This is a genomic window from Mycolicibacterium celeriflavum (genome assembly GCF_010731795.1).
Lineage (GTDB): Bacteria > Actinomycetota > Actinomycetes > Mycobacteriales > Mycobacteriaceae > Mycobacterium > Mycobacterium celeriflavum.
This window is the reverse complement of the sequence record NZ_AP022591.1, coordinates 1,908,640-1,933,534: the sequence shown is the minus strand read 5'-3', so window position 1 is coordinate 1,933,534 and position 24,895 is coordinate 1,908,640. Positions and strand designations below refer to the sequence as shown.

The following is a 24,895-nucleotide window of genomic DNA, read 5'->3' as shown; positions in this document are numbered from 1 at the left end:
TTCGGTCACACCATCGCGGTCCGTGACACCTTCATACCCAATCGCAATGCTCCGGCGAGTTCCCGGCTGGTGTCGTAGTCGAAGACGACGTGGCCGGCCAACACGTCGACGTCGCGCTTGATTCGCTGAAGCGGGTTGTCGACGAAGTGGGCGCTGGCCCCCGACGCCTCGAGCAACAGTCCGATGACCTCGCGTGACTCGTGCACGATGTATGCCGCCGCCATCCGTGCCGCACCGCGCACCGGACGCGGTACCGAATCACCCGCCGCGACAATGGTTTCCAGCTCGCCGACCGTGTCGGCCAGCAAGCCGCGCAGTGCCCGCAGCCGCACCTCGGCCTCGCCGAGGCGGGCCTGGGCGATCGGTTTGTCCTTCTGCGTGACGCCCTCGTACGCCAGGATGCGCTCCGACAGGCGTTCGGTGTAGATCTGCGCGACGCGTTCGGCGCTGCCCAACGCCGGCATGGCCGCCAGCAGCGCCAGCGCGGGCACCATCGGCCAGCGGTACGTGTCGGCGTCGTGCAGGGCAGCGCCGGGTGCGGTGCCGGTGTAGATGTCGGCGACCCGCACCAGCCGGTGCTCGGGGACGAAGGCGTCGGTGATCACCACATCGTTCGAACCGGTTGCCCGCATGCCGTCGGTGTGCCAGACGTCGTCGATGACGGCGTCCTTGATCGGCAGCAGCGCGAGCGCAGGGTAGATCGCCCCAAGGTCGTTCTCGGGGCCGCACAGTGCGCCGACGATGATCCAGTTGCCGTGCATCACGCCGGTGGCCCACGACCACCGGCCAGTGAGCCTGATTCCGGCGTCGACGGGCACCCCGCGGCCCGTCGGCGCCAGGGGAGCGGGCGCGAGGAAGGGACGGGTCGCGAAGGCCTCCTCCTGGGCCCGCTCGTCGAACAGCGCCAGCATCCAGTTGTGCAGGATGTAGAAGCCGATGGTCCACGCGCTGGACGCACAGCCGTGCGCCATCTGACGGACCGGATCGAGGATCGCCGGAAGCGGCGCCTGCCTGCCGCCGTACCGCGCGGGCACCAGCAGGTCGGTCAGGCCTGAGGCGACGAGTTCGTCGACCGTCGCCGACGGCAGCATGCGCAGTCGTTCGGCTTCCGGCGCCCGCTCGGCGAGCCGGCCGACGAATTCGGCGTCGATGAGAGAGGTGGCCGAGGCGGCGGTCATGCGCCGGACGCTACCATACTTTTTTGTATGGTAGCGGGTCAGCCGGTGAGCATGATGTCGAGGAACCGTTCCCGGCGCGCCGCGATTTTCGCGCTCACCGTCGAACCGGAGAGGTGAAGGAAGCCGATACCCGCCGCGAATGTCGCGTTGGCGCGCAAGTCGGCCTCCTCGTCGTCGAACCCGTGATCGACGAACGCCTGTCGCACGGCTTCGAGCACCCGCGCATCCGACGCGCGCACGCCTGCGGCCACCGCGGCGTCGGTTCGGGCCCACTCCCGCATCGCGCGTTCGAGCGTCCAGTGCCTGGCGTCGACCAAGGCCGACATCATTTGCGACAGCCGCTGGCGCGGCGGCAGGTCGGTCAGCGTGGCGAAATGCCGGCGATCGTCGTCGCGCAACTCGCCCCAGGCCTGGATCAGCGCGGCCCGGTAGCCGGCCATGTCGGTGAAGTGCCAGTAAAAGCTGCCTTTGGTGGCCCCGACGCGGGAGCACAGCGAATCCAACTTGAGCGCCTTGATCCCTTCTTCGGCGAGGATCGCATAGCCGGCTTGGATCCAGTCCTCGACCGACAGTCGCGGCGTGCGGGCCGTTGCCATGATCGGCAGCCTACGGGCACCTGACGGGCCCGCCGAACCTCGAAACGGACGCGTGGCCGACGGCTGCGTCAATAGCGGATCGACCCCACAAAGCGGCGCGCCACACCGCCCTGGGTTTCTTATGTGCTGATCATCATGTTTTACTGCACACGCGACAACTGAAATGTTCTCGGTCCGTTCGACGGCCCCGGGGTCGGTCGAGCGGGCATGACAGCGCAGTGAAAAAGTAGCTGCGGTGTCGATGGCGATCGCTTGATCGCGAACGGAAACGCCTCGTATGCGGCAACCGGAAAATGGATGGACTTGCAGAATGAGCTTGATTGACAAGATTCGTGGCCCATGGGCGCGGCGCTTCGCGGTGGCTGCCTTCGCGGCGGCCCTGCTGCCCGGCGTGGTGAGCCTGACCGGCCAGTCAGCGACCGCTGGCGCGTTCTCCCGGCCCGGCCTGCCGGTCGAGTACCTGATGGTGCCGTCGCCGTCGATGGGCCGCGACATCAAGGTGCAGTTCCAGAAGGGCACCGGCTCCAAGGCGGTGTACCTGCTCGACGGCCTGCGTGCCCGTGAGGACTTCAACGGCTGGGACCTGGAAACCCAGGCGTTCGAATGGTTCTACGAGACACCGCTGTCGCTGGTTCTGCCGGTGGGCGGCCAGTCCAGCTTCTACTCCGACTGGTACGCGCCTGCCTGCGGCAAGGCCGGTTGCCAGACCTACAAGTGGGAAACGTTCCTGACCAGTGAGCTGCCGCAGTGGCTGTCGGCCAACAGGGGCGTGTCCACCTCCGGCAACGCCGCGGTCGGCCTGTCGATGTCGGGCAACTCCGCGATGATCCTGTCGGTGTATCACCCCGACCAGTTCATCTACGCCGGGGCGCTGTCGGCGTTCCTCAACCCGTCTGAGGGCCAGTGGCCGTTCCTGATCAACATGGCGATGGGCGACGCGGGCGGTTTCAAGGCCAACGACATGTGGGGACCGACCGAAGACCCGAACAGCGCGTGGAAGCGCAACGACCCGATGGTGCAGATTCCGCAGCTCGTCGCCAACAACACCCGCCTCTGGGTGTACTGCGGCAACGGCACGCCGAACGAACTCGGTGGCGCGAACCTGCCAGCCGAGTTCCTCGAGGGCCTGACGATCCGCACGAACATCACGTTCCGGGACAACTACATCGCCGCGGGCGGCAACAACGGAGTGTTCAACTTCCCGCCGTACGGCACGCACAGCTGGGAGTACTGGGGCGCGCAGTTGCAGGAGATGAAGCCTGACCTGATCTCGTACCTGGGCTCGTAGGCACGTCGCAAGGTCCCCGGACACCCTGACTCGAGGGGTGGCCGGGGACTTTCGCATGTAGTGAACAATGAGGCCCATGAGCGCAGTCAACGCCTTGGTCGCACATCAGGACGCCGAGGGAGAAATCACCCTCGGTCACGAAATCGTCGACGATACGTACCTGCCCGAGGGGGACGTGACGGTCTCGGTCGAGTACTCGGGCATCAACTACAAGGACGCGCTGGCGGTCACACCCAAAGGCGGTGTCGCGCGGTCGTATCCGCTGATCCCCGGTATCGACGTGGCCGGCACTGTCGCGGCCTCCTCGTCGCCGGAATTCGCGGTCGGCGACCGGGTGTTGGCTCACGGCTACGACGTCGGGACCGGCAGGCACGGCGGCTACGCCGACACCGCCCGCTACCCGGCCGACTACCTGGTCAAGATCGACGGGCTGACGACGGCGGAGGCCGCCGCGATCGGAACTGCCGGCTTCACGGCGGCGATGAGCGTCAACGCGATTCGCGCCCACGGCGTCCGCCCGCAGGACGGGCCGGTTCTGGTGACTGGGGCGACCGGCGGCGTCGGCAGTGTCAGCGTCGACCTGTTGGCCGGCCTCGGTTACGAGGTGGTCGCATCGACCGGCAAGGCGCAGGCGCACGACTATCTGATGGGCCTCGGTGCCGGCGAGGTGATCGGACGGCTACCCGACGCGGGGGAGAAGGTCCGTCCGCTCGGCAAGTCGAAGTGGGCGGCGGTCCTGGACAGCGTCGGCGGCGACACCCTCGCATACGCATTGAGCACATTGGATTATGGTGGGGTCGCTGCGATTTCGGGTCTGGCCCGGTCCGCCGAGCTGCCGACGACGGTGATGCCGTTCATCCTGCGCGGCGTGACGCTGGCCGGCATCGACTCGGTGCAGCTCGCGATCGAGCCGCGCCGCGAGGTCTGGAAGCAGCTCGAAGGCGAACTCAAGCCCAAGCACCTCGCCGACATCACGACCGACGTCTCGGTGCTCGAGGCGCCGCACACCTTGCGCACCATCATCGGCGGCGGCGTCACCGGCCGCACCCGCGTGGTGGTCCGCGACGGGTTCTGACCCGCACTATGTCCTAGCGCCGCCTCCTTTGTGAATCTGGCGACGTTTTTCGCGAATTTGCGTCGTCAGATTCACAAACGGCGTTGCGCCGCAGCCCAGTCCTACTTCAACTCGGCCGACGACAGCCCGAGCAGGCGGCGCGCCACCACCAGCAGTTGGATCTGCTGGGTGCCCTCGAAGATGTCGAGGATCTTGCTGTCGCGGGCCCACTTCTCGAGCAGGGTCACCTCGGAGTAGCCGACGGTGCCCGCCAGTTCGACCGCCTTGAGCGTGATGTCGCTGGCCACCCGGGCGGCCTTCGCCTTGCCCATCGACGCTTCTTTGGAGTTGGGGATGTCGTTGTCGGCCTGCCATGCCGAACGCACCGTCAGCAGATAGGCTGCCTCCCAATCCGATTCCATCCGCAGGAACTCCGCGGCGGGCGCGCTCTGCGCGTGTGACGGCTTGTCGTAGGAGATTTCGACGCCTGCCTGGGTGAGGAGCTTGCGCAGTTCCTCGAGTGCGGCGCGGGCGATTCCGACGGCCATCGCGGCGACGACGGGACGAGTGTTGTCGAAGGTCTCCATGACCCCGGCAAAACCCTTGTCGACGTGGATCTCCGGGCTGCCGAGCAGGTTCTCCTTGGGGATCCGCACATTGTCGAACCGGATCACCGCGGTGTCGGAAGCCTTGATTCCCAGCTTGTCCTCGAGACGCTCGACGGTCACGCCGGGGTGTTCGCGCGGCACGATGAACGACTTGATCGCCGCGCGCCCCAGCGACTTGTCCAGCGTCGCCCAGACCACGATGTGAGTGGCCCGGGAGCCGGCGGTGACGAAGATCTTCTCGCCGTTGATGACGTACTCGTCGCCGTCGAGCTTGGCCGTGGTCGACACCGCCGCCGAGTCGGACCCGAAGTCGGGTTCGGTGATCGCCATCGCGGCCCAGACATCCTTGCCGAGCAGCTCCAGTTGCTCCTTCGTGGCGACGCTGGAGATCGCGGCGTTGCCCAACCCCTGCCGAGGCACCGACAACATCAACGCGACGTCGCCCCAACTGATCTCCAACACGTTGAGCACCGCGGACATGTTGGCGCCGTTGTGGTTGACGGCCTTGGGCTCGTCGCCACCCGCGAAGGCCTCGGCGCCGGCGAACGCGATCGCGTTCGCGCCCTGGATGCCCTCGAACAACGTCGCCAGGGTCTCCAACTCGACCGGGTATTCGTGCTCGCGCAGGTCCCACTTGCGGGATATCGGCCGCAGCATCTCCGCCGCGCCCTGGTGCGCCTTCTCGATGACTGCCTCGAGTTTGCGCGGCAGTTCCAAATTGATTGCCATGGTTCGACTTTCGTTAGATGACTACGACGCCCTCGGCGACGCCGATCGCGCGCAGATCGCGGTACCAGCGTTCGACGGGGTGTTCCTTGGTGTAGCCGTGGCCGCCGAGCAGTTGCACGCCGTCCAGACCGATCTGCATGCCTTTGTCGGTGCCGAGGCGTTTGGCCAACGCCGCTTCGCGGGCGAACGGCAATCCCTGGTCCGCGCGAGAAGCCCCGCGCCAGGTGATCAGCCGCAGGCCGTCGAATTCGATCGCCATGTTGGCGCACATGAACGCCACTGCCTGGCGGTGCGCGATCGGCTCGCCGAAGGCGCGACGTTCCTTCACATATGGCACGACGTAGTCGAGCACCGCGTGCGAGGTGCCGACGGCCAGCGCCGCCCAGCCCAGTCGCGAGAGCGCGACGGCGTCCGAGTAGTCCTCATCGGTGGCCCCCTCTTCGCCCAGTCGCGCTGACAGCGGCACGGTGACACCGTCGAGCGTGACCTGGCCGATCGCCGCCGCGCGGATGCCCATGCCGGGATCGGGTGTGACGCACAGCCCCTTCGACGACGACTCGACGATGAAAAGCGCCGGCTTGCCGTTGAGTTGCGCTGCGACGATGAACAATTCGGCGTTGGCGGCGGCCGGGACCAGGGACTTGACCCCGTCGATGCGGTAGCCGCTCGGGGTGCGCACGGCCGTCGTCTTCAGCGCCGTCGGATCGAACAGCGGGCGCGGCTCGGCGATCGCCACGCAGGACTGCGGCACGTTCTCGCCCGCGAATTCCTTCAGATATGTGGCTTGCTGATCGGCGCTGCCCCAATGCGTCAGCGCCGACGCGACACCCGCAGGGGCCAGGATCGGAAGTGCGAGTCCCATGTCGCCGTAGGCCAGCGCCTCGGCGACCAGCACGTTGGTGACCGCCGCGCGATGCGCCGCGATGCCTTCGAAATCCTCGGGCACGTTGATCGCGGTGATGCCGAGTTCGGAGGCCGTTGTGACCAGATCCTCGGGATAGTCGGCGGCTTCGTCGGCCTCACGCGCAGCTGGGCGGATGGCCTCCTCGGCGAACTCGCTGACGGTGTCGACGATCATCTTCTGCTCGTCGTCGGGGGTGAGGTCGAAGTAGTCCGAACCGCTCTTCTTCAGCCGCGTCGGGCCCGCCTGGTTGCCGGAGACGCGCTTGAACTGACGGCTGGCGGCGCCGGCGACCGAGAACACCTGCTTCACGCCGTACTTCAGCCCGCGGTTGAGAGGATCGCGCAGGTTGTAGCGATCCAGGAACTCCTGACCGACCAGCGGAGTGACCAGAGCCAGGCCCAGGTCGGTCGCGCTGCGCTTGTGCCGTTTCAGCCCAACTGCGCTTTCTTTACCGCGTCGCTTCGGTTTCGATCCGTTTTTCGACGGCAGGGGGTTGGTCATGTCGACTGGCCTCGCTATGGGTTGGGACGTCCGAACTCGTCGAACTGACTCCAGAGTAAGGTATGTGAACTGACTGGCGAGTAAGTTGTTGTGCAATTCACAAGCGCAGGCAGGCCTACAGGCGGCCGAGCACGGCGTCGTGCAAGAGGCCGTTGGTCGCCACCGCGCTGCCGCCGTGCGGACCGGGGTCGCCTGCGAGGTTGGTGAACCGGCCGCCGGCCTCGCGTACCAGGACGTCGAGCGGTGCCAGGTCCCACGTCGACACCTCGGGTTCCATCGCGATGTCGACCGCACCCTCGGCGACGAGGCAGTAGTTGTAGAAGTCGCCGTAACCGCGCACCCGCCATACGTCGTCGGTCAACGCGATGAACCGGTCCCGGATGCCGCGCTCGGCCCACCCGGAGAGGCTGGAGAACGCCAGGCTCGCCGACCCGAGATCGTCGACCTTCGAAACGCTCAGCCGTCGCTGCGGCCGCCCGTTCACTCGCGAAAATGCACCCTGCCCCGCCAGCGCCCACCAACGTCGCTGCAGCGCGGGGGCGCTCACGACGCCGAGCGTCGGCACGCCGTCCTGCAGCAGCGCGATCAGCGTTGCCCAGACCGGCACGCCGCGGACGAAGTTCTTGGTCCCGTCGATGGGGTCGACGACCCACTGCCTGCCGACGAACTCCGCGGCGCCGCCGAACTCCTCGCCGAACACGGAATCGTCGGGGCGGGCCTGGCCCAGCCGCCGGCGGATCATCGATTCGACTTCGAGGTCGGCATCGGTGGCAGGCGTCAGATCCGGTTTGGTTTCGATGACGAGGTCCACCGCGCCGAAGCGAGCCATGGTCTGCGCATCCGCTTCGTCTGCCAAGGCCAGCGCCAGCGTCAGATCCTCGGAGCCCATGCCTCGGCTCGCACTCGTCCCCTGCCCTGCGGGCGTGGGCCCACCGGTCCTCGCTTCGCTGCGATCCTCACTCGCGCTCGCCTCGGAACTCATGACTGTCGTCCTACCATGTCGGTGTGTGGGAATTCGCGGTGATACTGCTGCTGGTCGGTGCACTGGTGCTGCTGGCCCGACCGCTGCTGATGCGGCGCCGCGGCGCTCCTCCCGACTGGCCGTCGGGGCAACTGCTGGTGACCGGGGTGAGCCCGCGGCCCACCGACGTCACGGGACCGCAATACGCGACGATCACCGGCGTCATCAACGGTCCGACGGTCAACGAACATGTGGTGTACCAGCGCCTTGAGGTCGATGTCGACGACTGGCCGACGATGGGCCAGCTGTTCCCGGTGGTCTACTCGCCGAAGAACCCGGACAACTGGCGGTTCGCGTCGCCCGAAGTCCCGCCACCGGCCCCGCCGCCCACGCCCTACTCCTGAAATTGCATCCAGGGTCGTTGACCCTCGATCCACTGCCCTCAGCGCAGTCTCGAGCGTAGGAGCGGGCGGAGTAGGTGCCCTAGCCGTGCCCGATCCGCAACATCTCCGCCACGCTCGTCAACTTCACCCGAGGCCTGCCGTGCGGTTGGCCCGCTGACCGCTCGTACTCGTCGATCAGCTTCCAGTGGTCATCGGTGACCAGCTTCGGTTGCCGCTCAACCAGCCATTCCGCCAGGCGCTGGGAATGCTCGGCGTCGAAGTCGGACAACTGCGCCCCCGACAGATCCTCGATCAGCGTGTCGACGGTCTCCTGCGAGTCGCTCTTGTTGCTGCCGATGACACCGGTCGGACCACGCTTGATCCAGCCGACGACGTACTCGTTGCGGCTGCCGTCGATACGGCCTCTGGTGTGCGGGATCGTGCCGTTGCGCTCGTCGAACGGCAGTCCCGGCGTCGGCACCCCTCGATACCCGACGGCGCGTACCACCAGCTGCGCGGGCACCTCCTCGCGCTCACCGGTGTCCTTGGCGACGATGCGGCCACCTGCGTCGACCAGCTCGTTGCGGCCCAACACGATCGATTCCACGCGGCCATCGCCCTTGATCTCGATCGGGGAGGTGCAGAACCGGAACACGATGCGCCGCTTGGCGTTCTTCGGCGACTGTTCGGCGTATCCGCGCAGCACCTTGATGTTGTTGCGCACGGTCTTGCCGGCCGCCTCGAGGTCCTCGTCGGTGATGTCGGCGAAGTCCGCCGGATCGACGATCACGTCCACGTCGCCGAGGCCCTCGAGCTGGCCGAGCTCCCGCAGCTCCAGCGTGGTGAACGGCGCCTGCAGCGGGCCGCGCCTGCCGATGACCAGAACTTCCTCCACGCCTCGGTCGTGAAGTGACCGCAGCGCGTGGTCGGCGATGTCCGTCGCGGCCAACATGTCGGGGTCGGTGACCAGAATCCGCGCGACATCGAGCGCGACGTTCCCATTGCCGATCACGACCGCCCGGCCGCTCGAGATGTCCGGCGTGATCTCCTCGAAGTGGGGGTGCGCGTTGTACCAGCCGACGAAGTCCACGGCGGCGACGCTGCCCGGCAAGTCCTCGCCGGGGATGCCCAGTGACCGGTCGGACTGCGCGCCGACGGCGTAGATCACCGCGTCATAGCGCTCGGCCAGCTCTGCGGCCTGCACGTGCTCACCGACCGCGATGTTGCCGAAGAACCGGAACCGCGGGTCCATCGCGGTCTTGTCGAACTGGGCGCTGATCGACTTGATCTTGGGATGGTCGGGCGCCACACCGGAGCGCACCAGCCCCCACGGGGTGGGCAGCATTTCCAGCATGTCGACGCGGACGTCTCTTTTCTGGTCGGTGTCGTCGGTCGAGTCGGCGAACTTCAACAACGACGCCGCGGCAAAGTAACCCGAGGGCCCTGAGCCGACGATCGCCACGTGATATGGGCGCATGGATACCTTTTGTCGGAGCTTTCTGTCGCTGCCCGGCCTCGCGCAAGGGGCTGTCGCGCTGGGCCGGGCTGGTTACCACCCGATGCTAGAACGCTCGGTCGGTTCCGTGCCGCCAGTCGTGAGAACCGGCGCCAAACTGCTGACAGGTAACCTGAACTCCCGTGGATCCTGACCGTCAAGCCGACCTCGCCGCCCTCGACTCCACCCTGACCACGGTGGAGCGGGTGCTCGATGTCGAGGCCCTTCGCGGTCGCATCGAAAAGCTCGAGCACGAAGCCTCCGATCCGAATCTCTGGGACGACCAGGCGCGCGCGCAGAAGGTCACCAGCGAGCTGTCGCACACCCAGGGTGAGTTGCGGCGCGTCGAAGAACTGCGCCAGCGCCTCGACGACCTGCCGGTGCTCTACGAGATGGCCGCGGAAGAGGAAGGCGCCAGCGCTGCGGAAGCACTCGCCGAAGCCGACGCGGAGCTCACGAAGCTGCGCGAGGACATCGAGGCGATGGAGGTCCGCACCCTGCTCTCCGGCGAGTACGACGAGCGCGAGGCCGTTGTCACCATCCGGTCGGGCGCCGGCGGAGTGGACGCGGCGGACTGGGCCGAAATGCTGATGCGCATGTACGTCCGATGGGCCGAGAAGCACAACTATCCCGTCGAGGTGTTCGACACCTCCTACGCCGAGGAAGCGGGCATCAAGAGCGCGACGTTCGCGGTGCACGCGCCGTTCGCCTACGGCACTCTCTCGGTCGAGCAGGGTACCCACCGACTGGTGCGCATCAGCCCGTTCGACAACCAGAGCCGCAGGCAGACGTCGTTCGCAGACGTCGAGGTGCTGCCGGTGGTGGACACCACCGACCACATCGAGATACCGGAAAGCGATGTGCGCGTTGACGTGTACCGATCCAGCGGGCCCGGCGGCCAGTCGGTCAACACCACCGACTCCGCGGTTCGCCTGACGCACATCCCGACCGGTATCGTGGTGACCTGCCAGAACGAGAAGTCGCAGTTGCAGAACAAGGTGTCGGCGATGCGGGTTTTGCAGGCAAAGCTGTTGGAGCGCAAGCGGTTAGAGGAGCGCGCCGAGATGGATGCGCTCAAGGGCGACGGTGGCAGCTCATGGGGCAACCAGATGCGCTCCTACGTGCTGCACCCCTACCAGATGGTCAAGGACCTGCGCACCGAGTTCGAGGTCGGAAATCCGGCCGGTGTGCTGGATGGCGACATCGACGGTTTCCTGGAAGCCGGGATTCGTTGGCGCAAGAGCCAAAATGACGTTTAGCCGAAGATGAACAGCACCGTACTCGCATTGAACTTCGCCGACGGCTGGCACGGGTTCTGGGCCGGCAACATCGGCGTCTGGATCCTCGACCGGGGAGTGCGGATTGCGCTGCTGCTGATCGGCGGCGTGCTGGCCGCCCGGTTCATCAACTGGGCCGCGGTCAGGATCGTGCGTCGCCTCGACGCCGAGTACATGGGCAGCGATCAGCTGGTGCGCTCGGAGAGCAGCAAGCATCGCCAGGCCGTCGCCTCGGTGATCTCCTGGGTTTCGGTCGCACTGCTGTTCGTCATCGTGCTTGTCGAGATCACCGACATACTCGCCGTCCCGATCGGTTCGCTCGTCGCCCCGGCCGCAGTCCTGGGCGCCGCGCTGGGCTTCGGTGCGCAGCGCCTGGTGCAGGATCTGCTCGCCGGGTTCTTCATCATCACCGAAAAGCAGTACGGCTTCGGGGATCTGGTGGCGTTGACGGTAACCGGTGTGACCGTTCCGGCGGAGGGCACCGTCGAGGATGTCACGCTGCGCGTCACCAAGATCCGGTCGAGCGAGGGCGAGATGATGACGATTCCCAACGGTCAGATCGTCAAATCGGTGAACCTGTCGAAGGACTGGGCGCGCGCCGTCATCGACATCCCCGTTCCGACATCGGCCGACCTCAACGAGGTGAACGACCTGCTGCACGGGGTAGCCGACAGCGCGTACGAGGAACCGGGGCTGCGTGATCTGCTGCTCGACGCCCCGCAGTTGATGGGTGTGGAGAGCATCGAACTCGACACCGTCAACCTGCGGATGGTGGCCCGGACCCTGCCCGGTAAGCAGTTCGAGGTCGGCCGGCGGCTCCGGGTGCTCGTGATCCGCGCGTTGCGTCGCGGCGGGATCGTTTCACCCGCCGACGGGCAAACCCCGATGGTCGCGGCGATCCCGCACCCGGCGGCCGCCGCGGGCGGGTCCGGTGATGAGACCAGGGGTGCGCCGGAGCAGAACCAGTGACGAACTGGTTCAAGGCCCGATTCGGCCGGATGCGGGTGTCGACGATCGTGCTCATCGTCGCGTTCGTCGGGCTGTTCTGGGTGAATCAGACGGTCGAACCGCAACGCGGGCCCACCCCCGTTCCCGCCGTGGTCCCACCGGGGTTCGTTCCGGACCCCAACTACACCTGGGTGCCGCGCACCAACGTGCGTCGTACCACGGAACCGTCGTACACGACCACGACGGCCCCGACCACGACCACCACGACCACGACGAGCCCGACCGAGACCACGACGACCAGTCCGACGCCGACGACGACGGTGCTGGACCCGGACGGTGTCGGCCCGCGGACCCCGACAACCGAGACGACCGCACCGGAGACGACGACCGAGGCGCCACCACTGATGCCGCAGCAACCGCAGCTGCTGCCGCAGGGCGCCACAACTCCGCCCAGCTAGGGCATTGCCGTCGCCCGGCTACACTGGCGACCCGTGATGATCACCCTCAACAACGTGACGAAGCAGTACAAGTCGTCTGCGCGGCCCGCGCTCGACAACGTCTCGGTCAAAATCGACAAGGGTGAGTTCGTCTTCCTCATCGGACCGTCGGGTTCGGGCAAGTCGACGTTCATGCGCCTGCTGCTGGCCGAGGACAGCCCCACACACGGGGACATCCAGGTGTCGAAGTTCCACGTCAACAAGCTGCCCGGCCGCCACATCCCCAGCCTGCGCCAGGTGATCGGCTGCGTATTCCAGGACTTCCGGCTGCTGCAGCAGAAGTCCGTCTTCGAGAACGTTGCGTTCGCGCTCGAGGTCATCGGCAAGCGCGGCGACGTCATCAATCGGGTGGTTCCCGACGTGCTGGAGATGGTCGGCCTGTCGGGCAAGGCCAACCGGCTGCCCGCGGAACTGTCCGGCGGCGAACAGCAGCGCGTCGCGATCGCCCGGGCCTTCGTCAACCGGCCCCTGGTGCTGCTCGCCGACGAGCCCACCGGCAACCTGGATCCCGAAACCAGCAAGGACATCATGGATCTGCTCGAGCGGATCAACCGCACCGGAACCACGGTGTTGATGGCCACCCATGACCACCACATCGTCGACTCAATGCGTCAGCGGGTCGTCGAACTCGAACTCGGCCGGCTGATTCGCGACGAGCAGCGCGGCGTCTACGGAATGGATCGCTAGTGCGCTTCGGCTTCCTCATCAACGAGGTCCTGACGGGTTTTCGTCGCAACGTCACGATGACCGTTGCGATGATCCTGACGACCGCGATCTCGATCGGCCTGTTCGGCGGCGGCCTGCTCGTCGTGCGCCTCGCCGACCAGTCCCGCAACATCTACCTGGACCGGGTTGAGAGCCAGGTCTTCCTCACCGACGACGTCTCCGCCAACGACCCGTCGTGCGACGCCGACCCCTGCAAGGCGCTGCGTCAGCAGATCGAGGAGCGCGAGGACGTGCGTTCGGTGCGGTTCCTCAACCGCGACGAGGCCTACGAGGACGCGATCAAGAAGTTCCCGCAGTACAAGGATGTGGCGGGCCGCGATGCGTTTCCGGCGTCGTTCATCGTCAAGCTCGAGAATCCCGAGCAGCACAAGGAATTCGACGAGGCGATGGTCGGCCAACCCGGTGTGCTCAACGTGCTCAACCAGAAAGACCTGATCGATCGGTTGTTCGCGGTGCTCGACGGGATCAGCAACGCCGCGTTCGCGGTGGCATTGGTGCAGGCGATTGGCGCGGTCCTGTTGATCGCCAACATGGTTCAAGTCGCGGCGTACACCAGGCGCACCGAGATCGGCATCATGCGACTGGTCGGCGCCAGCCGCTGGTACACCCAGTTGCCGTTCCTGGTCGAGGCGATGCTGGCCGCGTTGATAGGCGTGGTCATCGCGATCGTCGGGCTGATATTGGTGCGGGCGTTGTTCCTGGAGAACGCGCTGAACCAGTTCTATCAGGCGAACCTGATCGCCAAGGTCGACTACGCCGACGTGCTGTACTTCAGCGCCCCGCTGATGCTGTTCCTGGGTCTGGCGATGTCCGGAATCACCGCCTACGTCACACTTCGGCTCTACATCCGAAGGTAGCCATGCCCAGGAAAGCGGACCCGACCAAGTCCGGCAACAACAGGATCGTCGCGTCGAATCGCAAGGCTCGGCACAACTATTCGATCCTGGAAACTTTCGAGGCGGGCATCCAATTGGTCGGCACCGAGGTGAAGAGCCTGCGCGACGGGCAGGCCTCGCTGGCCGACGCGTTCGCCACCGTCGACGACGGAGAGGTGTGGCTGCGCAACGTGCACATCCCCGAATATCACCACGGCACCTGGACGAACCACGCGCCGCGGCGCAACCGGAAGCTGTTGATGCACCGCAAACAGATCGACCAGCTCATCGGTCGAATCCGCGACGGCAACCTCACCCTGGTGCCGCTGTCGCTGTACTTCTCCGAGGGCAAGGTGAAGGTGGAATTGGCGTTGGCCCGCGGTAAAGAGGCCCGCGACAAGCGTCAAGATTTGGCGCGCCGCGACGCCCAGCGCGAGATCACCCGCGAGCTGGGTCGCCGCGCCAAGGGCATGACCTGACTCCTTGACTTACCGCGAGTGACCGTGTTTGCCCCTCGACACGCCGCAAACCGCGGACATTCCACGGTCGCTCACGGGCTCCGAGCGGTACCGTCGCCCGGTGAGCAGCCCCTCGCGCCCGGTGACCCGGTTGGACAAGGCAACGGTTCTCGACGCACTGTTTGCGCAGTGGGACGCCATCGGCGACGTGCTCGCTGGGTTCTCCGACGCGCAGTGGCAGGCACCGACACCGCTACCGGGGTGGTCGGTGCGCGACGTCGTCGCGCACGTGATCGGAACCGAGTCGATGTTGCAGGGCGTGGGGACGCCGGAGGCCGATATCGACGTGTCGACGCTCGAGCACGTCCGCAATGACATCGGCGTGGTGAACGAACGGTGGGTGCGCAAGCTGCGCGACCTTCCCGCCAACGAACTGCTGGCGATGTACCGGACCATCACCGCCGAACGGCGCGACGCGTTGACGGCGATGTCCGACGCTGGCTGGGACGAGATCACCGCGACGCCGGCGGGTCCGGACACCTACGGCCGGTTCATGCGGGTGAGGATCTTCGACTGCTGGATGCACGAGCACGACATCCGGGACGCGATCGGTCGATCCGAGACGAACCCGACCGGTGCGCCGGCGGGACTCGCGCTGGACGAGATGGCCGCCAGCATGGGGTTCGTGGTCGGCAAGCTGGGCCGGGCTCCGGACGGGTCGCGGGTGTCGATCGTGCTGACGGGCCCACTGGGCAGGACGATCAACGTCGCGGTCGAGGGGCGAGGCAAGGTGGTGGAGGACTTCGGCGAGGCCGATCCGACGGCGACGATCACCCTCGATGCCTTACTGTTCGCCCGCCTGGCCGGGGGCCGGACAAACCTGGTTCGACACGGCGATGCCGTCGCCTATGGGGGCGACGAGGACACCGGCAAGCGTGTCGTCGAGCACCTCAACTATGTGATCTGACCAGCGACGAAAGGTCGGCACGGGCATAAATGCTTGGCATCCGTTGTTGGGTCTGGCGTACGATGGAATGTCCTGCCGAAGGTCGGCGGGGATGCGAGGGGCTGAACGGTTTCGACTTCGCGTATCGAATCAAGGGAAGCGTGCCGGTGCAGGCAAGAGACCACCGTAAGCGTCGTTGCAACCAATTAAGCGCCGATTCCAATCAGCGCGACTTCGCACTCGCTGCATAAGCGACTGTGAGTCCGTCAGACCGGGGACTCCCTCGACCCGGATCCTGGCGTCATCTAGAGGGATCAACCGGTGAGTTCGGTCGCGGGACTCATCGGGACACCAAACAGCGACTGGGATCGTCATCCTGACTTGTTCGCGTGATCAGGAGATCCGAGTAGAGGCATAGCGAACTGCGCACGGAGAAGCCTTGAGGGAATGCCGTAGGACCCGGGTTCGATTCCCGGCAGCTCCACTCAAAACAGCAGGTCAAACCCCCCAGAGATGGGGGGTTTTTCTTGTGTCAATGGTTTGTCAAGAGTTACGGTGCTGTATGGCATCCATCCGCAAGCGTCCCCGCCGCGACGGCAGCATCACGTACGCGGTGCTGTTCACCCTTGACGCGCGTCAAACCTCCGTGCCGTTCGCCGACGAGCCGGACGCCGAGAAGTTCCGCGCACTCGTCAACAGCGTTGGCGGGAAGCGGGCGATGGAGGCGTGGGAGATCGGTGACACACCGCGATCCGTCAAGACGGGTCCGACCCTCGCCGACTACCTGACCGCCCACATCGACCACCTGACAGGCTGCGAGCGGAAGACCATCGCCGAGTACCGGCGGTACGCGGCTCAGATCGGTGAGACTGCGATAGCCCCCATGCCCTTGTCGTCGCTCACCCGAGCGGATATCGCGCTGTGGCTCAATAGCCTGACCGGCTCGGGAAAGACGATCTCCAACAAACACGGGTTTCTTTCGTCGGCGCTCAACTGCGCCGTGCGCGAAGGACTACTAACAGCCAATCCGTGCGCCAACCAACGCCTGCCCAGAACACCGCGTAAAGAAATGGTCTGCCTCGACAAGTCCGAGTTTCAGGCGTTGCTAGGGGCGTTCTCCGAGCACTACCAACCGCTTGTGACGTTCCTGGTCGCCAGCGGTGCGCGCTTCTCAGAAGTCACTGCGCTAACTCCCGCTGACGTCGACCGCGCAGCGGGAACGGTGCGGATCTCAAGGTCGTGGAAGCGGACACCGGGCGGCTACGAGCTGGGCGCACCCAAGACACCGAAGTCAATCAGGACGGTCAATGTTCCGAGAGCTGTGCTCGATCAGCTCGATTACTCGCATAAGTGGTTGTTCACCACAACCGGCAACGGGCCGGTGCGCCTGTACTCGTGGAGGTCGAACGTGTGGAACAAGGCCCTACCCAAGGCGAAACTGAAGACACGGCCGCGGATACACGACCTGCGTCATACTTGCGCGTCGTGGATGATTCAGGCCGGTGTCCCGCTGCCGGTCGTCCAAGCGCATCTAGGCCATGAGTCGATCAAGACGACCGTCGATTTGTACGGCCACGTCGACCGCAAGAGCGCGGAGGCCGCGGCGGATGCAATCGCCGCCGCCCTTGCGTTCAAGTAGGGCGGCGCGCTCAACTACACCCGCTCCACCTAAAGCCGGTCGCCGAGATTGGCGCGATCCGGTGCTAAGCGGCATCGGCTGCGCCTGCGTCTTTCCGTCTACTACTTCCGTGACTACTTCCGCAGCATCGCACTCTTTGACCTGCGCAACTTGTCATACGACGACGACCCGCTGAAAACTGTCATAGTCGCTGGTCAGGCGGTAGGCCTGCGCAACATCGTTCTAGATGTGCTGATGGACACCAACAACCGCCTCTACATCACCCGAAGCGGCAGAACCATCGGTGAACTGCACAGTCGGTGAACCGAGACGCCTTGGCCGACCGGCGTTAGCGCGTTGCCCGGCCCCGATTCTGCGGTCAGTTTGTCCGGTCCCGGTGCAACGCTTGACCGCATGAACGCGAAAACCCATGAGCCCCTGGCTCGCCCAATCAGGGAGCTTGTCCTGCCGTTTCCCTCCGTCGACTGGTTGAGCCGCCGGCTCAACGCGGGGATCATCCCCGGCACGAAGCTAGGTCGTACGTGGGTGATGTCGGATGACGACGTCCGAGCCGCACTGGCCATCTTCAAGAACACCAACGCCCACGCACCCGCGGCGAGTGGAATCACGCCCGCATCGGCCCGCAGGCGCGCGCTGCAGCCTGTCGGCGGTGCGCAATGAGCGCGAGGTTGAAAGGATCGCGACGGTAGCGCGGCGTGAAACATGCTCCGGCTGCACAAGGCCCAATTGATAGAATTAAGAAGACGGGAAAGCGCGGACCGACGTCGAAGTGGCGGCCCATCGCCGGGCATCCCGACTTTCAGCTTCATCCGGACGGCAGGGTCCGCAAGGCCTCAAACCGGCACCCTGTGACCGACCCATTCCTACTCGATGAACTGCTCGGTGAGCAGACGGCTCCGTCCTCGCGACCGTGGTACCTGCGGTGCTGCGGCCGACGCTGGCATGGTTCGTTGTTTGCTGCGCGGATGCATCAAGCGAAATGCCTCGAATACACGAAACACGAACGTCCGCATGCGGTTCGGGGCAGAGCGGCAGTCCATGCGCGTCACCGCACATCCGATACCGGCCGTACCGGCGATGCTCACCTCCGCGTGCTCGACGTCCCGCCTAGGATTCTGTTCGGGGAGTACGGCGGCGACCTCTGGATCACATTCAGCCCGCCCACGGTGCCCGACGACTTCAACTGAGAGCCGGATACGGCTGCCCAAATCTCGTGACTCACAAGGAATTCGACATGATGTGCAATCGTGGCAAGCACCTGGTCAAGGTGGCTGGCCGGCCGTGCTCGCAGTGCGCGAAAGAGCGGCAGACCGCGCAGCGTCACCGCAACGCCGAAGGCCGGAAGCTGGCCCAAGCACTACAGGATCGCCGCGTCCCACTCGACGCCGACCGGATCGCCGAAGGCCACCGACTGCTAGTTGTGCTCGACATGGCCCGCGCCGTGGACCGCGAAGTCCGCTGAACTCACCAAAGAACTGCGTGTAATGGAATAAGCGGACAATGGGGGAACTATCTTTAATGACCTACGAATTTTCGGAATCCATGACGTTTGCCGAGACGCTGAAACTGCCGGATGAGTGTAAATACTGCGACGGAGTTGCGCGTTCTCAGGCGTCAAGGCCGACGTGTAAATGGTGCGGACGGGACGTCGAATGAGTATCGACGTCGCCAAACGGTTCCCGCGGACCACGCTAAAAGAGGCATACGAACAGTCGCGAGATACGCCGCCGTGGATATTTCACGAAACGATCTGCTCATCGCTGACAATGATTTACGGCCGTTCGAACGTCGGTAAGTCCTACCTCGTTTCCTCGATGCTGCTGTCGCTGATCGTGGAGGATCGCGAGTTTCTGGACATGCAGCCGGACAAGTCGAAGTTGTGGCGACCGGCAATTCTGTGGACCGATCCCGGCTCTAACGTGGAATACGCTCAGCGGCTTTATCGACATCTACCGCCGGGCGAGTCCGATGCCGAAGTTCCGATGTTCCACGTCGGGCGAACTGTTCGTCAGGACGAGTGGGATGCGTTGACAGATCACGTCATGGCGGAGGGGCTTAATTTCATCGTGGTCGACAACCTCGCGGGGATTACCGGCGACACCAGCGACCCCTCTGCGATGACGACTGTCTTTGACGGGCTGACGCAGCTTACGAACCGCGGCGTCGCCGTAGTGGTGATTCACCATGAGTCGGAGCACGGGTGGTCCACTCCCGGTAGCCCACCGATGGGGCTGTCCACCAGCACCCAGAAGGCGCGCACCTGGATCCAGGTGCGCCAGACGGCGAGGCGCAAGCTACGTGGCGGCAACACGGCACTCATCATCCGCAGCAATGGGCTCGAACAGGCTCAGCAGTTGGTAGCCGAGCCGATGGCGGGTCCGGTCTACAGGGTCCTCAACCGTGGTCCGTGGGACGGCGGCGGTGAGGCCGTGGATAAGCCTAAGCAGCAGCGCACCACGGCGCGGCTGGACACTGGCGCTCAACTGCTGGCGTGGCTCAACGACAACTGCCGGGGGATGACGCTGCGGGAGGCATCGGCCAAACTCGCAGCGGGCGAGGGCATCACGGACAACACGGCCAAGCAGCGAATCAACCGCGCCGGCATCCGCAAAGACGGCGACGGCTGGGTACAACCACCCTGTACCCAGCGTGCTCAGTAAACCGCCTCTGACCTGCCTGGGGACTGGGTACTGGGTACCCCCCTATATAGAAGGCTCGTACCTCACCTTCTAACCCCCGCTTCATTGTTCGACGATTGCGGACCAGGGGCATCGGGGTTGACGGTAGACGCTTGAACACGAACCGGAACCACCTACGTAACTCATACCTAACTCACCAACTCGATCCCCCTGCCTACCTCTTGGTACGCCGCGAGCGCAGCTCGCACTGCGGGTTGCGGTATCGGGGTGTGGTGAGCGCAGGCGAAGGGAGCGCACGCGACCGTAGCCGCTGCGCGGGTGGCTGGTTCCCCTTTGGGGGGACGTTATGTCCCGTTGGGCAGCGCGGCTGGCTGGGGTAAGGCAGGTGGTGGGGTTGGCATGTGCCGGTTAAACAATTCCCATTCTGCAAACTTCAACCTTAGACGCTATTTCTAAAAGGTATTTCTAATAGGGCCGCCTCAACGCGGCGATTTTCACCGAAGGGGACATCAAAGGTTGGCATCAACCGAACACAAAGCCGAAACCAACGAACTCGTCAACATCATCTTTGAGGGGAACCACCACTAAATGACAAGGAACAAGAACCGGCTCGAATTTCTGCGCACCCGGGACGGCGTCAAGTTGCTCGGTTGGACCTTCAGCTTGCACGTGTCCTACGACGAGATCCGTCGGCTCAATGAGTTCGTCGCTAGTGGTGAGCGCGCGACGACACCGAAGCTTGAGAACCAATGGGATCGCTCCACCCTTCGCCACGCGCCGCAGCGTGAGTTGGAGATGGAACTGGACCGCCGCAGACGACTGGCTGAGGAGCGCGCCACGCGCGGCCTACCCTCCGATCTCCTTGAACGCGAGCTGGAGAAGCGCGGCCGTCTCGAACCCGAGGATGCAGAAGCATGAGCCGAACCCTTGCGCGGACGTATTTCGTGCCGGTGAACGGCGGGATTCGACTACACATGCGCGGGTGCTCATTTCACCTGAGCAACGAGCAGATCGAATCCTTGTTGGCCTGGCTCGCACGGGGACGACCCGACCCGATGCCGGAACGGCGCCAGATCATGGATGAGCACGCCGCCAAGCGCGATCGGGACGACAAGGCCCGAATCCGTCGCTACGTCAACGGAGTTGAACAACCTCTAGAGGCGCACTCGTGAAGTACGACAGATCGAAACTCAGATTCGAGGAACTCCATAACCGCCGGATCGCCCGGGGTGACTTCAACATCGAGAAGGCCACAGACGGCGAACTGACCTACATGATGACGGTCGCCGATTTGTGGAGGGCCAGCGGCTACGCCGGCATCCGCTCGATCGGTCGTGCGCTTGCCGTGACCATCGACGCCGAGAAGGCGCGACGTGAGTGGGCGTGGAATCTCGACATGGCGAAGTTCGACGTGATCGCCGCCGAGAACCAGCCTGAGCCGCTGCCCGAACCGGACCCGGCGAGCCTGCCCAAGTGGTCCGAGCTTCCGCCCGAGCCCATGCCCGAGGTTCCCGAGCCCTGAGCATTAGCACCGACTACTAACTTTCCCCGCCCGGCACGGGCGGATCTGCATGCGGTGGCACTCCGTGGATGCAGCGGCGCCGACACGAAACGTCTGGGCTATGGCACTTAGCAAACTGCCAATCAGAGAACAAGCGTTATGCGCGTTCTCTACTGATCGTTATGGGCAAACGTCCCCGCGATCAACCTCCCCATAGGAGATCACCGTATGAATGAGAAGCTGAGAAGGCTACTCACGCTGCACGCGGACCGGAAGGCCGAGCGTGCAAAAATCCTCGCGGCCGTGGAGGCGCGTGGCGCGAGCGACCTCACCGCCGACGAAACCAAGCGATTCCAGTCGATCACGGAGAGCTTGCGCGAACTCGATGCCGACATCGCCGCAGTGCGCGACGACATCGCCCGTTCCGGCCGTGAGAATCCCGACGTCGCCGCGGTCGCCCGAGCTACCGCCCGCGTGGGCGACAACAGCGCTAGTAACGCGTGGGCACATCGCGCGGCCGACGCGATTCGGAAGATGAGCGGCGAGGCCCGTGCTATCTCGTCGGGTTCGGTCGACGTGCCAGTGCTCGTCGACCCCGCCGTCACCCCGAAGGCCCGGCCGACGCGGCTGGTGGATCTGCTGGTCAACCGGGCAACGGTGCAGTCCAACGCGTTTGAGTACTTCCGGCAGACGGTGAGGACGAATAACGCTGCGCCCGTTGCCGATCTGGGCTCCAAACCCACGAGCGTTTTCACCGTGGAGCCGGTCGAGGACCGCGCCCGCGTCATCGCTCACCTCTCGGAAGAAATTCCGATCCGTTTGTGGCAAGACGCCGCCGAAGTGGTGCGCTGGCTCGAAACCGAGATGACCGAAGGCGTGCTAGACGCGCTGGAAAGTCAGGTCGTCAGCGGTAGCGGCACCGGCGAGAACATGACCGGCATCCTGACCGTGGCCGGAACCACGGCTGTGCCCTTCGCTACCGATGTGGTGACCACGCTCCGGAAGGGTGTCACCGCGTTGCAGACCATCGGCGTCATGCCGAACGCCTGGGTCGTCTCGCCCGCGGATGCCGAGGCAATCGACCTGACGAAAGAAGCGGCCGATGGTGTCGGCTTCCTGCTGGACGGCTTTACCGACGGCAACGCTGGCAGCGCCAACGTGTTTGGCCCGACCAGTATTCAGCGGGTGGTTTCGCCGAGCGTGCCCACGGGCACCGCGATCTTGGCGGACTGGAGCCAGATCCGGCTGTACGTGCGCGAGAGTATGAGGCTCGACGTCGACGCGGGCGGCGACCACTTCGCAAAGAACGCCGCCGTCATGCGTGCTGAGGCGAGAATCGGGCTAGGGCACCTTCGCCCCGCCAGCTTCGCGCTGATCGACCTCGTTGCGTAAGCGATGTTCGATCGCGACTACGTCGACCTCGATGAGTGCGCTCGACGTATGGATCTCACCAAGGCGCAGGTGATGCACTTGGTTCGGATTCGCGCGTTGCGTGGCTTCTACGCGGGCTTCGGCCTGTGGTTCGTTGAGCCGGCGATCGTCACGGGGGCGGTCACAACGCCGTGACCCGTTGCGCCGGGGGTGTCGCTGATTCCAGCGGCCCCCGGCGCATCCCGACCATGTTGTGTCGCAATCGGGTGGGGTGTGCAAAGTCTCCCAGAACCCGTCGACCCATACATCTGTCGCCCACGACATCGGGGTTCTCGGTCGGACTTCAACATAACATCAACATTGATGAAGGATGCCATTCGAGTGCCGGTGGTTCGCTGTCACTGGTGACATGCTTACCATCGAGGCGGGCCGACTCGATCTTTTGAAACATGCTCGCCCGCAATAGCTTTGGGCTTTGGGGGGCGTACTCGAAAGTTGAAGCCCAGAGGTCACTAGCACCTACGTCAGGAACCTTTCCGTCCCCGAGATGGCGAGGGGTCGAAAAAGGCATCTTCGCAGGTAGAGGGGATTTCTGCCATTGCGGCGACGTGTCGAATCCGTTGCGCCGCAACACCATTAGATCACCGAAACATGCTGTACTGCAAGCTAATTCGCGAATCAGAGGGACCATGACCATATCGAAACCACCCCGCGCGCCAACGGGCCTAAAGGTGCGCGGAAGGGGGCTTTGGCGTGAAATAACGACCAAATACGTCCTCGAAAGCTGCGAGTTGGTGTTGCTGCGCGAGCTATGCCGCGAAGCCGACCGTATCGAAGAACTTGACCGCCGAATCGTCGAGGATGGCCTTGTCGTCACCGGGGGCCGCGGCCAGATGCCGAAGGCGAACCCCTTGTTGATGGAGTTGAGGGAGTGCCAGCGCACCATAAGCCGGCTGGTCCGCGAACTGGCATTGCCGAGCGAGCAGGAACCGGAGCGACACGCCACCGTTCACGAACTGCGAGAGGCGTAATGGCCCGGCTGCGGGAGAACCGCTCGGGGTGGGACTGGTGGAGGACGATGGAATATCCGCCCGGGCCGCTTCGCGAGTTCGACCCCGACGACTGGCCCGCGTCGACAGAACGCAAGGCATACTCTCAATTCTGGGACGCACGTCGGGCAGCGGCACCACGAGGCTGGGTCATCGCCCGGCTGAGGGTGCGGCGCAACCGACGACGGGCGAAGTATCGCGCGACGTGAATACCTGGAAGCCGTGAATACCTGGAAGCTGTGGCGGATCGCGGACGGGGCTTTGGTGTCGCCGCGGGCGTTCGGCATCCTGGGAAGCGCCGCGGTCCTGCCGACCGCTGGCATGATGCGGGCAGTGTGTCCGATCGCGGGTCATCTGCCACCGTGCGAAGGTTGCAGCTGTGGGGTTTACTCCTGCCCGTCCCCACAGTCGATGCTGCGGTACGTCGCCACGGCTGCACGCCCGTATGCGTGCGCGTTGACCTTCGGCACCGCTGAGGGGCGGATCGTTGATGGCACGTTGGGGGGCAGCATCGCCGGGATCTGCTCGACTCTGTACCGTGCCCGCGCCATCCTGGTCACCGACGAGACACCGAACGGCTACGCCCTACCGATCTACCGGGGCGCTTTCAACGTCGCCACCATGCGCGAGGTCGCGAAAGTCTGAGCCCATAGGACGGGCAGCGCCTACCATTGGTTATGCGCTCGCTCGGCCAGGCGCTGATCCTAATGATCGTGCTCAGCGCGATCATCGAAATGTGGCCCGTCCTGGTGGCAGTGGTCGTCCTGGTGGTGGCTTCCAGGCTCCTGCTTCTCTGGTACGAGGCCAACGAGGACCGCCGCGCTGTGGAGGCTGCGAGAGCGGCACGTCTGATTGCGCACGCCGATCGCGAACACGCTCAGGTGCAGCAGGGCGACCTAGACGGCATCTATGGGCGCTATCCCGTACCGGAGGACTTTCGCGGCGCGGGAATCTGGATGGCCGATGATCGGCCCATTGAGCGCATCTGACAGCCGACAGCTCCCGTCGCTTGGTCTAGGTCGCGCACCGGACACGGAGTACTGCGACGAGCAACGGCATCGAAACCGGCCGACCCGCGGCGCGTAAGACGGCTACCAGGAAGGGCAGCGGCAACGTCGCTGATCCCTGACCGGCATTGCACTCCGGACACATCGCCACCAAGTTGTCGTCGGCGAACAACTCAGTCTCGGACAGGCCATGCGCTCGCCCCTCACGGATCGAGATGATGTGCCCGATGTCCAGATGTACATTCTTGCGACCGCAGACAAAACA

General features: G+C 65.0%; 29 protein-coding genes and 1 other RNA gene. 24 read left to right on the top strand and 6 right to left on the bottom strand.

The window, feature by feature from the left end; all coding sequences use genetic code 11:
• Nucleotides 1–5: 5 nt before the first annotated feature.
• Nucleotides 6–1,178, bottom strand: a complete 1,173-nt coding sequence (locus tag G6N18_RS09475; protein WP_083006675.1) for an acyl-CoA dehydrogenase family protein — start codon at nucleotides 1,176–1,178, stop codon at nucleotides 6–8.
• A 38-nt stretch (nucleotides 1,179–1,216) separates the two neighbouring features.
• On the bottom strand, nucleotides 1,217–1,774 hold the full coding sequence (locus G6N18_RS09470) for a TetR/AcrR family transcriptional regulator (RefSeq protein ID WP_083006677.1): 558 nt from the start codon (nucleotides 1,772–1,774) through the stop codon (nucleotides 1,217–1,219).
• Between the two features lie 310 nt (nucleotides 1,775–2,084).
• Between G6N18_RS09470 and G6N18_RS09465 the strand changes: the two genes are divergently transcribed.
• The gene (locus G6N18_RS09465; protein WP_083006680.1) at nucleotides 2,085–3,062 is read left to right on the top strand and encodes an esterase family protein; all 978 of its coding nucleotides are present in this window, start codon (nucleotides 2,085–2,087) and stop codon (nucleotides 3,060–3,062) included.
• Between the two features lie 76 nt (nucleotides 3,063–3,138).
• Nucleotides 3,139–4,137: an acrylyl-CoA reductase family protein gene (locus G6N18_RS09460; protein WP_083006682.1), complete on the top strand. Its 999-nt coding sequence runs from the start codon at nucleotides 3,139–3,141 to the stop codon at nucleotides 4,135–4,137.
• Nucleotides 4,138–4,238: 101 nt separating this feature from the next.
• Here the strand turns inward: G6N18_RS09460 and G6N18_RS09455 are convergent, their stop codons facing one another.
• From G6N18_RS09455 to hisN, 3 genes are all read right to left on the bottom strand, one after another.
• Nucleotides 4,239–5,453, bottom strand: coding sequence for an acyl-CoA dehydrogenase family protein (locus G6N18_RS09455; RefSeq protein ID WP_067224529.1), 1,215 nt, complete (start codon nucleotides 5,451–5,453; stop codon nucleotides 4,239–4,241).
• Nucleotides 5,454–5,466: 13 nt separating this feature from the next.
• A complete protein-coding gene (locus tag G6N18_RS09450; protein ID WP_067224527.1) occupies nucleotides 5,467–6,858 on the bottom strand; it encodes an acyl-CoA dehydrogenase family protein in 1,392 nt (463 codons plus the stop codon).
• Nucleotides 6,859–6,973: 115 nt separating this feature from the next.
• On the bottom strand, nucleotides 6,974–7,747 hold the full coding sequence (gene hisN / locus G6N18_RS09445; protein ID WP_067224524.1) for a histidinol-phosphatase: 774 nt from the start codon (nucleotides 7,745–7,747) through the stop codon (nucleotides 6,974–6,976).
• Between the two features lie 116 nt (nucleotides 7,748–7,863).
• Here hisN and G6N18_RS09440 point away from each other — a divergent pair, with 116 nt between their 5' ends.
• A complete protein-coding gene (locus tag G6N18_RS09440; protein WP_067224521.1) occupies nucleotides 7,864–8,223 on the top strand; it encodes a hypothetical protein in 360 nt (119 codons plus the stop codon).
• Between the two features lie 79 nt (nucleotides 8,224–8,302).
• On the opposite strand, the gene G6N18_RS09435 is transcribed toward G6N18_RS09440, so the two are convergent.
• The gene (locus tag G6N18_RS09435; protein WP_067224519.1) at nucleotides 8,303–9,679 is read right to left on the bottom strand and encodes an FAD-dependent oxidoreductase; all 1,377 of its coding nucleotides are present in this window, start codon (nucleotides 9,677–9,679) and stop codon (nucleotides 8,303–8,305) included.
• A 161-nt stretch (nucleotides 9,680–9,840) separates the two neighbouring features.
• Between G6N18_RS09435 and prfB the strand changes: the two genes are divergently transcribed.
• From prfB to G6N18_RS09335, 21 genes are all read left to right on the top strand, one after another.
• The gene (gene prfB / locus G6N18_RS09430) at nucleotides 9,841–10,956 is read left to right on the top strand and encodes a peptide chain release factor 2 (RefSeq protein ID WP_083006685.1); all 1,116 of its coding nucleotides are present in this window, start codon (nucleotides 9,841–9,843) and stop codon (nucleotides 10,954–10,956) included.
• Between the two features lie 6 nt (nucleotides 10,957–10,962).
• The gene (locus G6N18_RS09425; RefSeq protein WP_067224515.1) at nucleotides 10,963–11,943 is read left to right on the top strand and encodes a mechanosensitive ion channel family protein; all 981 of its coding nucleotides are present in this window, start codon (nucleotides 10,963–10,965) and stop codon (nucleotides 11,941–11,943) included.
• Complete coding sequence (locus G6N18_RS09420; RefSeq protein ID WP_083006687.1) at nucleotides 11,940–12,380, top strand: Rv3103c family proline-rich protein; 441 nt, start codon at nucleotides 11,940–11,942, stop codon at nucleotides 12,378–12,380. Before G6N18_RS09425 ends, G6N18_RS09420 begins: the two co-directional genes overlap by 4 nt.
• 36 nt (nucleotides 12,381–12,416) lie before the next feature.
• Nucleotides 12,417–13,106: a cell division ATP-binding protein FtsE gene (gene ftsE, locus G6N18_RS09415; RefSeq protein WP_067224511.1), complete on the top strand. Its 690-nt coding sequence runs from the start codon at nucleotides 12,417–12,419 to the stop codon at nucleotides 13,104–13,106.
• Entirely contained in the window at nucleotides 13,106–14,002 is an 897-nt protein-coding gene (ftsX, locus tag G6N18_RS09410) for a permease-like cell division protein FtsX (protein WP_083006690.1), read from the top strand. The genes ftsE and ftsX overlap by 1 nt, the downstream gene beginning before the upstream one ends.
• Nucleotides 14,003–14,004: 2 nt before the next feature.
• Entirely contained in the window at nucleotides 14,005–14,499 is a 495-nt protein-coding gene (gene smpB / locus G6N18_RS09405; protein WP_083006692.1) for an SsrA-binding protein SmpB, read from the top strand.
• A 100-nt stretch (nucleotides 14,500–14,599) separates the two neighbouring features.
• The gene (locus tag G6N18_RS09400; protein WP_083006695.1) at nucleotides 14,600–15,445 is read left to right on the top strand and encodes a maleylpyruvate isomerase family mycothiol-dependent enzyme; all 846 of its coding nucleotides are present in this window, start codon (nucleotides 14,600–14,602) and stop codon (nucleotides 15,443–15,445) included.
• Nucleotides 15,446–15,542: 97 nt separating this feature from the next.
• Nucleotides 15,543–15,911: a transfer-messenger RNA gene (gene ssrA, locus G6N18_RS09395) on the top strand.
• Nucleotides 15,912–15,986: 75 nt separating this feature from the next.
• Entirely contained in the window at nucleotides 15,987–17,063 is a 1,077-nt protein-coding gene (locus G6N18_RS09390; RefSeq protein WP_083006697.1) for a tyrosine-type recombinase/integrase, read from the top strand.
• A gap of 48 nt (nucleotides 17,064–17,111) precedes the next feature.
• Nucleotides 17,112–17,366: a hypothetical protein gene (locus tag G6N18_RS09385; RefSeq protein ID WP_083006699.1), complete on the top strand. Its 255-nt coding sequence runs from the start codon at nucleotides 17,112–17,114 to the stop codon at nucleotides 17,364–17,366.
• A 90-nt stretch (nucleotides 17,367–17,456) separates the two neighbouring features.
• On the top strand, nucleotides 17,457–17,723 hold the full coding sequence (locus G6N18_RS09380; protein ID WP_083006701.1) for a hypothetical protein: 267 nt from the start codon (nucleotides 17,457–17,459) through the stop codon (nucleotides 17,721–17,723).
• 553 nt (nucleotides 17,724–18,276) lie between these two features.
• Nucleotides 18,277–18,525: a hypothetical protein gene (locus G6N18_RS09375; protein ID WP_083006706.1), complete on the top strand. Its 249-nt coding sequence runs from the start codon at nucleotides 18,277–18,279 to the stop codon at nucleotides 18,523–18,525.
• 190 nt (nucleotides 18,526–18,715) lie between these two features.
• Nucleotides 18,716–19,723, top strand: a complete 1,008-nt coding sequence (locus tag G6N18_RS09370) for an AAA family ATPase (protein ID WP_163689851.1) — start codon at nucleotides 18,716–18,718, stop codon at nucleotides 19,721–19,723.
• A gap of 567 nt (nucleotides 19,724–20,290) precedes the next feature.
• On the top strand, nucleotides 20,291–20,620 hold the full coding sequence (locus tag G6N18_RS09365; protein ID WP_083006710.1) for a hypothetical protein: 330 nt from the start codon (nucleotides 20,291–20,293) through the stop codon (nucleotides 20,618–20,620).
• On the top strand, nucleotides 20,617–20,874 hold the full coding sequence (locus tag G6N18_RS09360; protein ID WP_133052483.1) for a hypothetical protein: 258 nt from the start codon (nucleotides 20,617–20,619) through the stop codon (nucleotides 20,872–20,874). Before G6N18_RS09365 ends, G6N18_RS09360 begins: the two co-directional genes overlap by 4 nt.
• The gene (locus tag G6N18_RS09355; RefSeq protein WP_083006715.1) at nucleotides 20,871–21,224 is read left to right on the top strand and encodes a hypothetical protein; all 354 of its coding nucleotides are present in this window, start codon (nucleotides 20,871–20,873) and stop codon (nucleotides 21,222–21,224) included. The genes G6N18_RS09360 and G6N18_RS09355 overlap by 4 nt, the downstream gene beginning before the upstream one ends.
• A 207-nt stretch (nucleotides 21,225–21,431) precedes the next feature.
• Nucleotides 21,432–22,595: a phage major capsid protein gene (locus tag G6N18_RS09350; protein ID WP_083006717.1), complete on the top strand. Its 1,164-nt coding sequence runs from the start codon at nucleotides 21,432–21,434 to the stop codon at nucleotides 22,593–22,595.
• A gap of 48 nt (nucleotides 22,596–22,643) precedes the next feature.
• A complete protein-coding gene (locus tag G6N18_RS24725; RefSeq protein ID WP_264007206.1) occupies nucleotides 22,644–22,769 on the top strand; it encodes a hypothetical protein in 126 nt (41 codons plus the stop codon).
• A gap of 254 nt (nucleotides 22,770–23,023) precedes the next feature.
• Nucleotides 23,024–23,605, top strand: a complete 582-nt coding sequence (locus G6N18_RS24805; protein WP_109749580.1) for a P27 family phage terminase small subunit — start codon at nucleotides 23,024–23,026, stop codon at nucleotides 23,603–23,605.
• Nucleotides 23,606–23,845: 240 nt separating this feature from the next.
• A complete protein-coding gene (locus G6N18_RS09340; protein WP_083006722.1) occupies nucleotides 23,846–24,268 on the top strand; it encodes a hypothetical protein in 423 nt (140 codons plus the stop codon).
• Nucleotides 24,269–24,300: 32 nt separating this feature from the next.
• Nucleotides 24,301–24,612: a hypothetical protein gene (locus tag G6N18_RS09335; protein WP_083006724.1), complete on the top strand. Its 312-nt coding sequence runs from the start codon at nucleotides 24,301–24,303 to the stop codon at nucleotides 24,610–24,612.
• Nucleotides 24,613–24,895 lie beyond the last annotated feature (283 nt).

Coding starts and splice junctions, on each gene's coding strand:
- G6N18_RS09475 (WP_083006675.1), bottom strand. CDS start 1,178: ATGACCGCCGCCTCGGCCACCTCTCTCATCGACGCCGAATTCGTCGGC.
- G6N18_RS09470 (WP_083006677.1), bottom strand. CDS start 1,774: ATGGCAACGGCCCGCACGCCGCGACTGTCGGTCGAGGACTGGATCCAA.
- G6N18_RS09465 (WP_083006680.1), top strand. CDS start 2,085: ATGAGCTTGATTGACAAGATTCGTGGCCCATGGGCGCGGCGCTTCGCG.
- G6N18_RS09460 (WP_083006682.1), top strand. CDS start 3,139: ATGAGCGCAGTCAACGCCTTGGTCGCACATCAGGACGCCGAGGGAGAA.
- G6N18_RS09455 (WP_067224529.1), bottom strand. CDS start 5,453: ATGGCAATCAATTTGGAACTGCCGCGCAAACTCGAGGCAGTCATCGAG.
- G6N18_RS09450 (WP_067224527.1), bottom strand. CDS start 6,858: ATGACCAACCCCCTGCCGTCGAAAAACGGATCGAAACCGAAGCGACGC.
- hisN (WP_067224524.1), bottom strand. CDS start 7,747: ATGGGCTCCGAGGATCTGACGCTGGCGCTGGCCTTGGCAGACGAAGCG.
- G6N18_RS09435 (WP_067224519.1), bottom strand. CDS start 9,679: ATGCGCCCATATCACGTGGCGATCGTCGGCTCAGGGCCCTCGGGTTAC.
- G6N18_RS09425 (WP_067224515.1), top strand. CDS start 10,963: ATGAACAGCACCGTACTCGCATTGAACTTCGCCGACGGCTGGCACGGG.
- ftsE (WP_067224511.1), top strand. CDS start 12,417: ATGATCACCCTCAACAACGTGACGAAGCAGTACAAGTCGTCTGCGCGG.
- smpB (WP_083006692.1), top strand. CDS start 14,005: ATGCCCAGGAAAGCGGACCCGACCAAGTCCGGCAACAACAGGATCGTC.
- G6N18_RS09390 (WP_083006697.1), top strand. CDS start 15,987: ATGGCATCCATCCGCAAGCGTCCCCGCCGCGACGGCAGCATCACGTAC.
- G6N18_RS09380 (WP_083006701.1), top strand. CDS start 17,457: ATGAACGCGAAAACCCATGAGCCCCTGGCTCGCCCAATCAGGGAGCTT.
- G6N18_RS09370 (WP_163689851.1), top strand. CDS start 18,716: ATGAGTATCGACGTCGCCAAACGGTTCCCGCGGACCACGCTAAAAGAG.
- G6N18_RS09365 (WP_083006710.1), top strand. CDS start 20,291: ATGACAAGGAACAAGAACCGGCTCGAATTTCTGCGCACCCGGGACGGC.
- G6N18_RS09360 (WP_133052483.1), top strand. CDS start 20,617: ATGAGCCGAACCCTTGCGCGGACGTATTTCGTGCCGGTGAACGGCGGG.
- G6N18_RS09350 (WP_083006717.1), top strand. CDS start 21,432: ATGAATGAGAAGCTGAGAAGGCTACTCACGCTGCACGCGGACCGGAAG.
- G6N18_RS24725 (WP_264007206.1), top strand. CDS start 22,644: ATGGATCTCACCAAGGCGCAGGTGATGCACTTGGTTCGGATTCGCGCG.
- G6N18_RS24805 (WP_109749580.1), top strand. CDS start 23,024: ATGCTCGCCCGCAATAGCTTTGGGCTTTGGGGGGCGTACTCGAAAGTT.
- G6N18_RS09335 (WP_083006724.1), top strand. CDS start 24,301: ATGCGCTCGCTCGGCCAGGCGCTGATCCTAATGATCGTGCTCAGCGCG.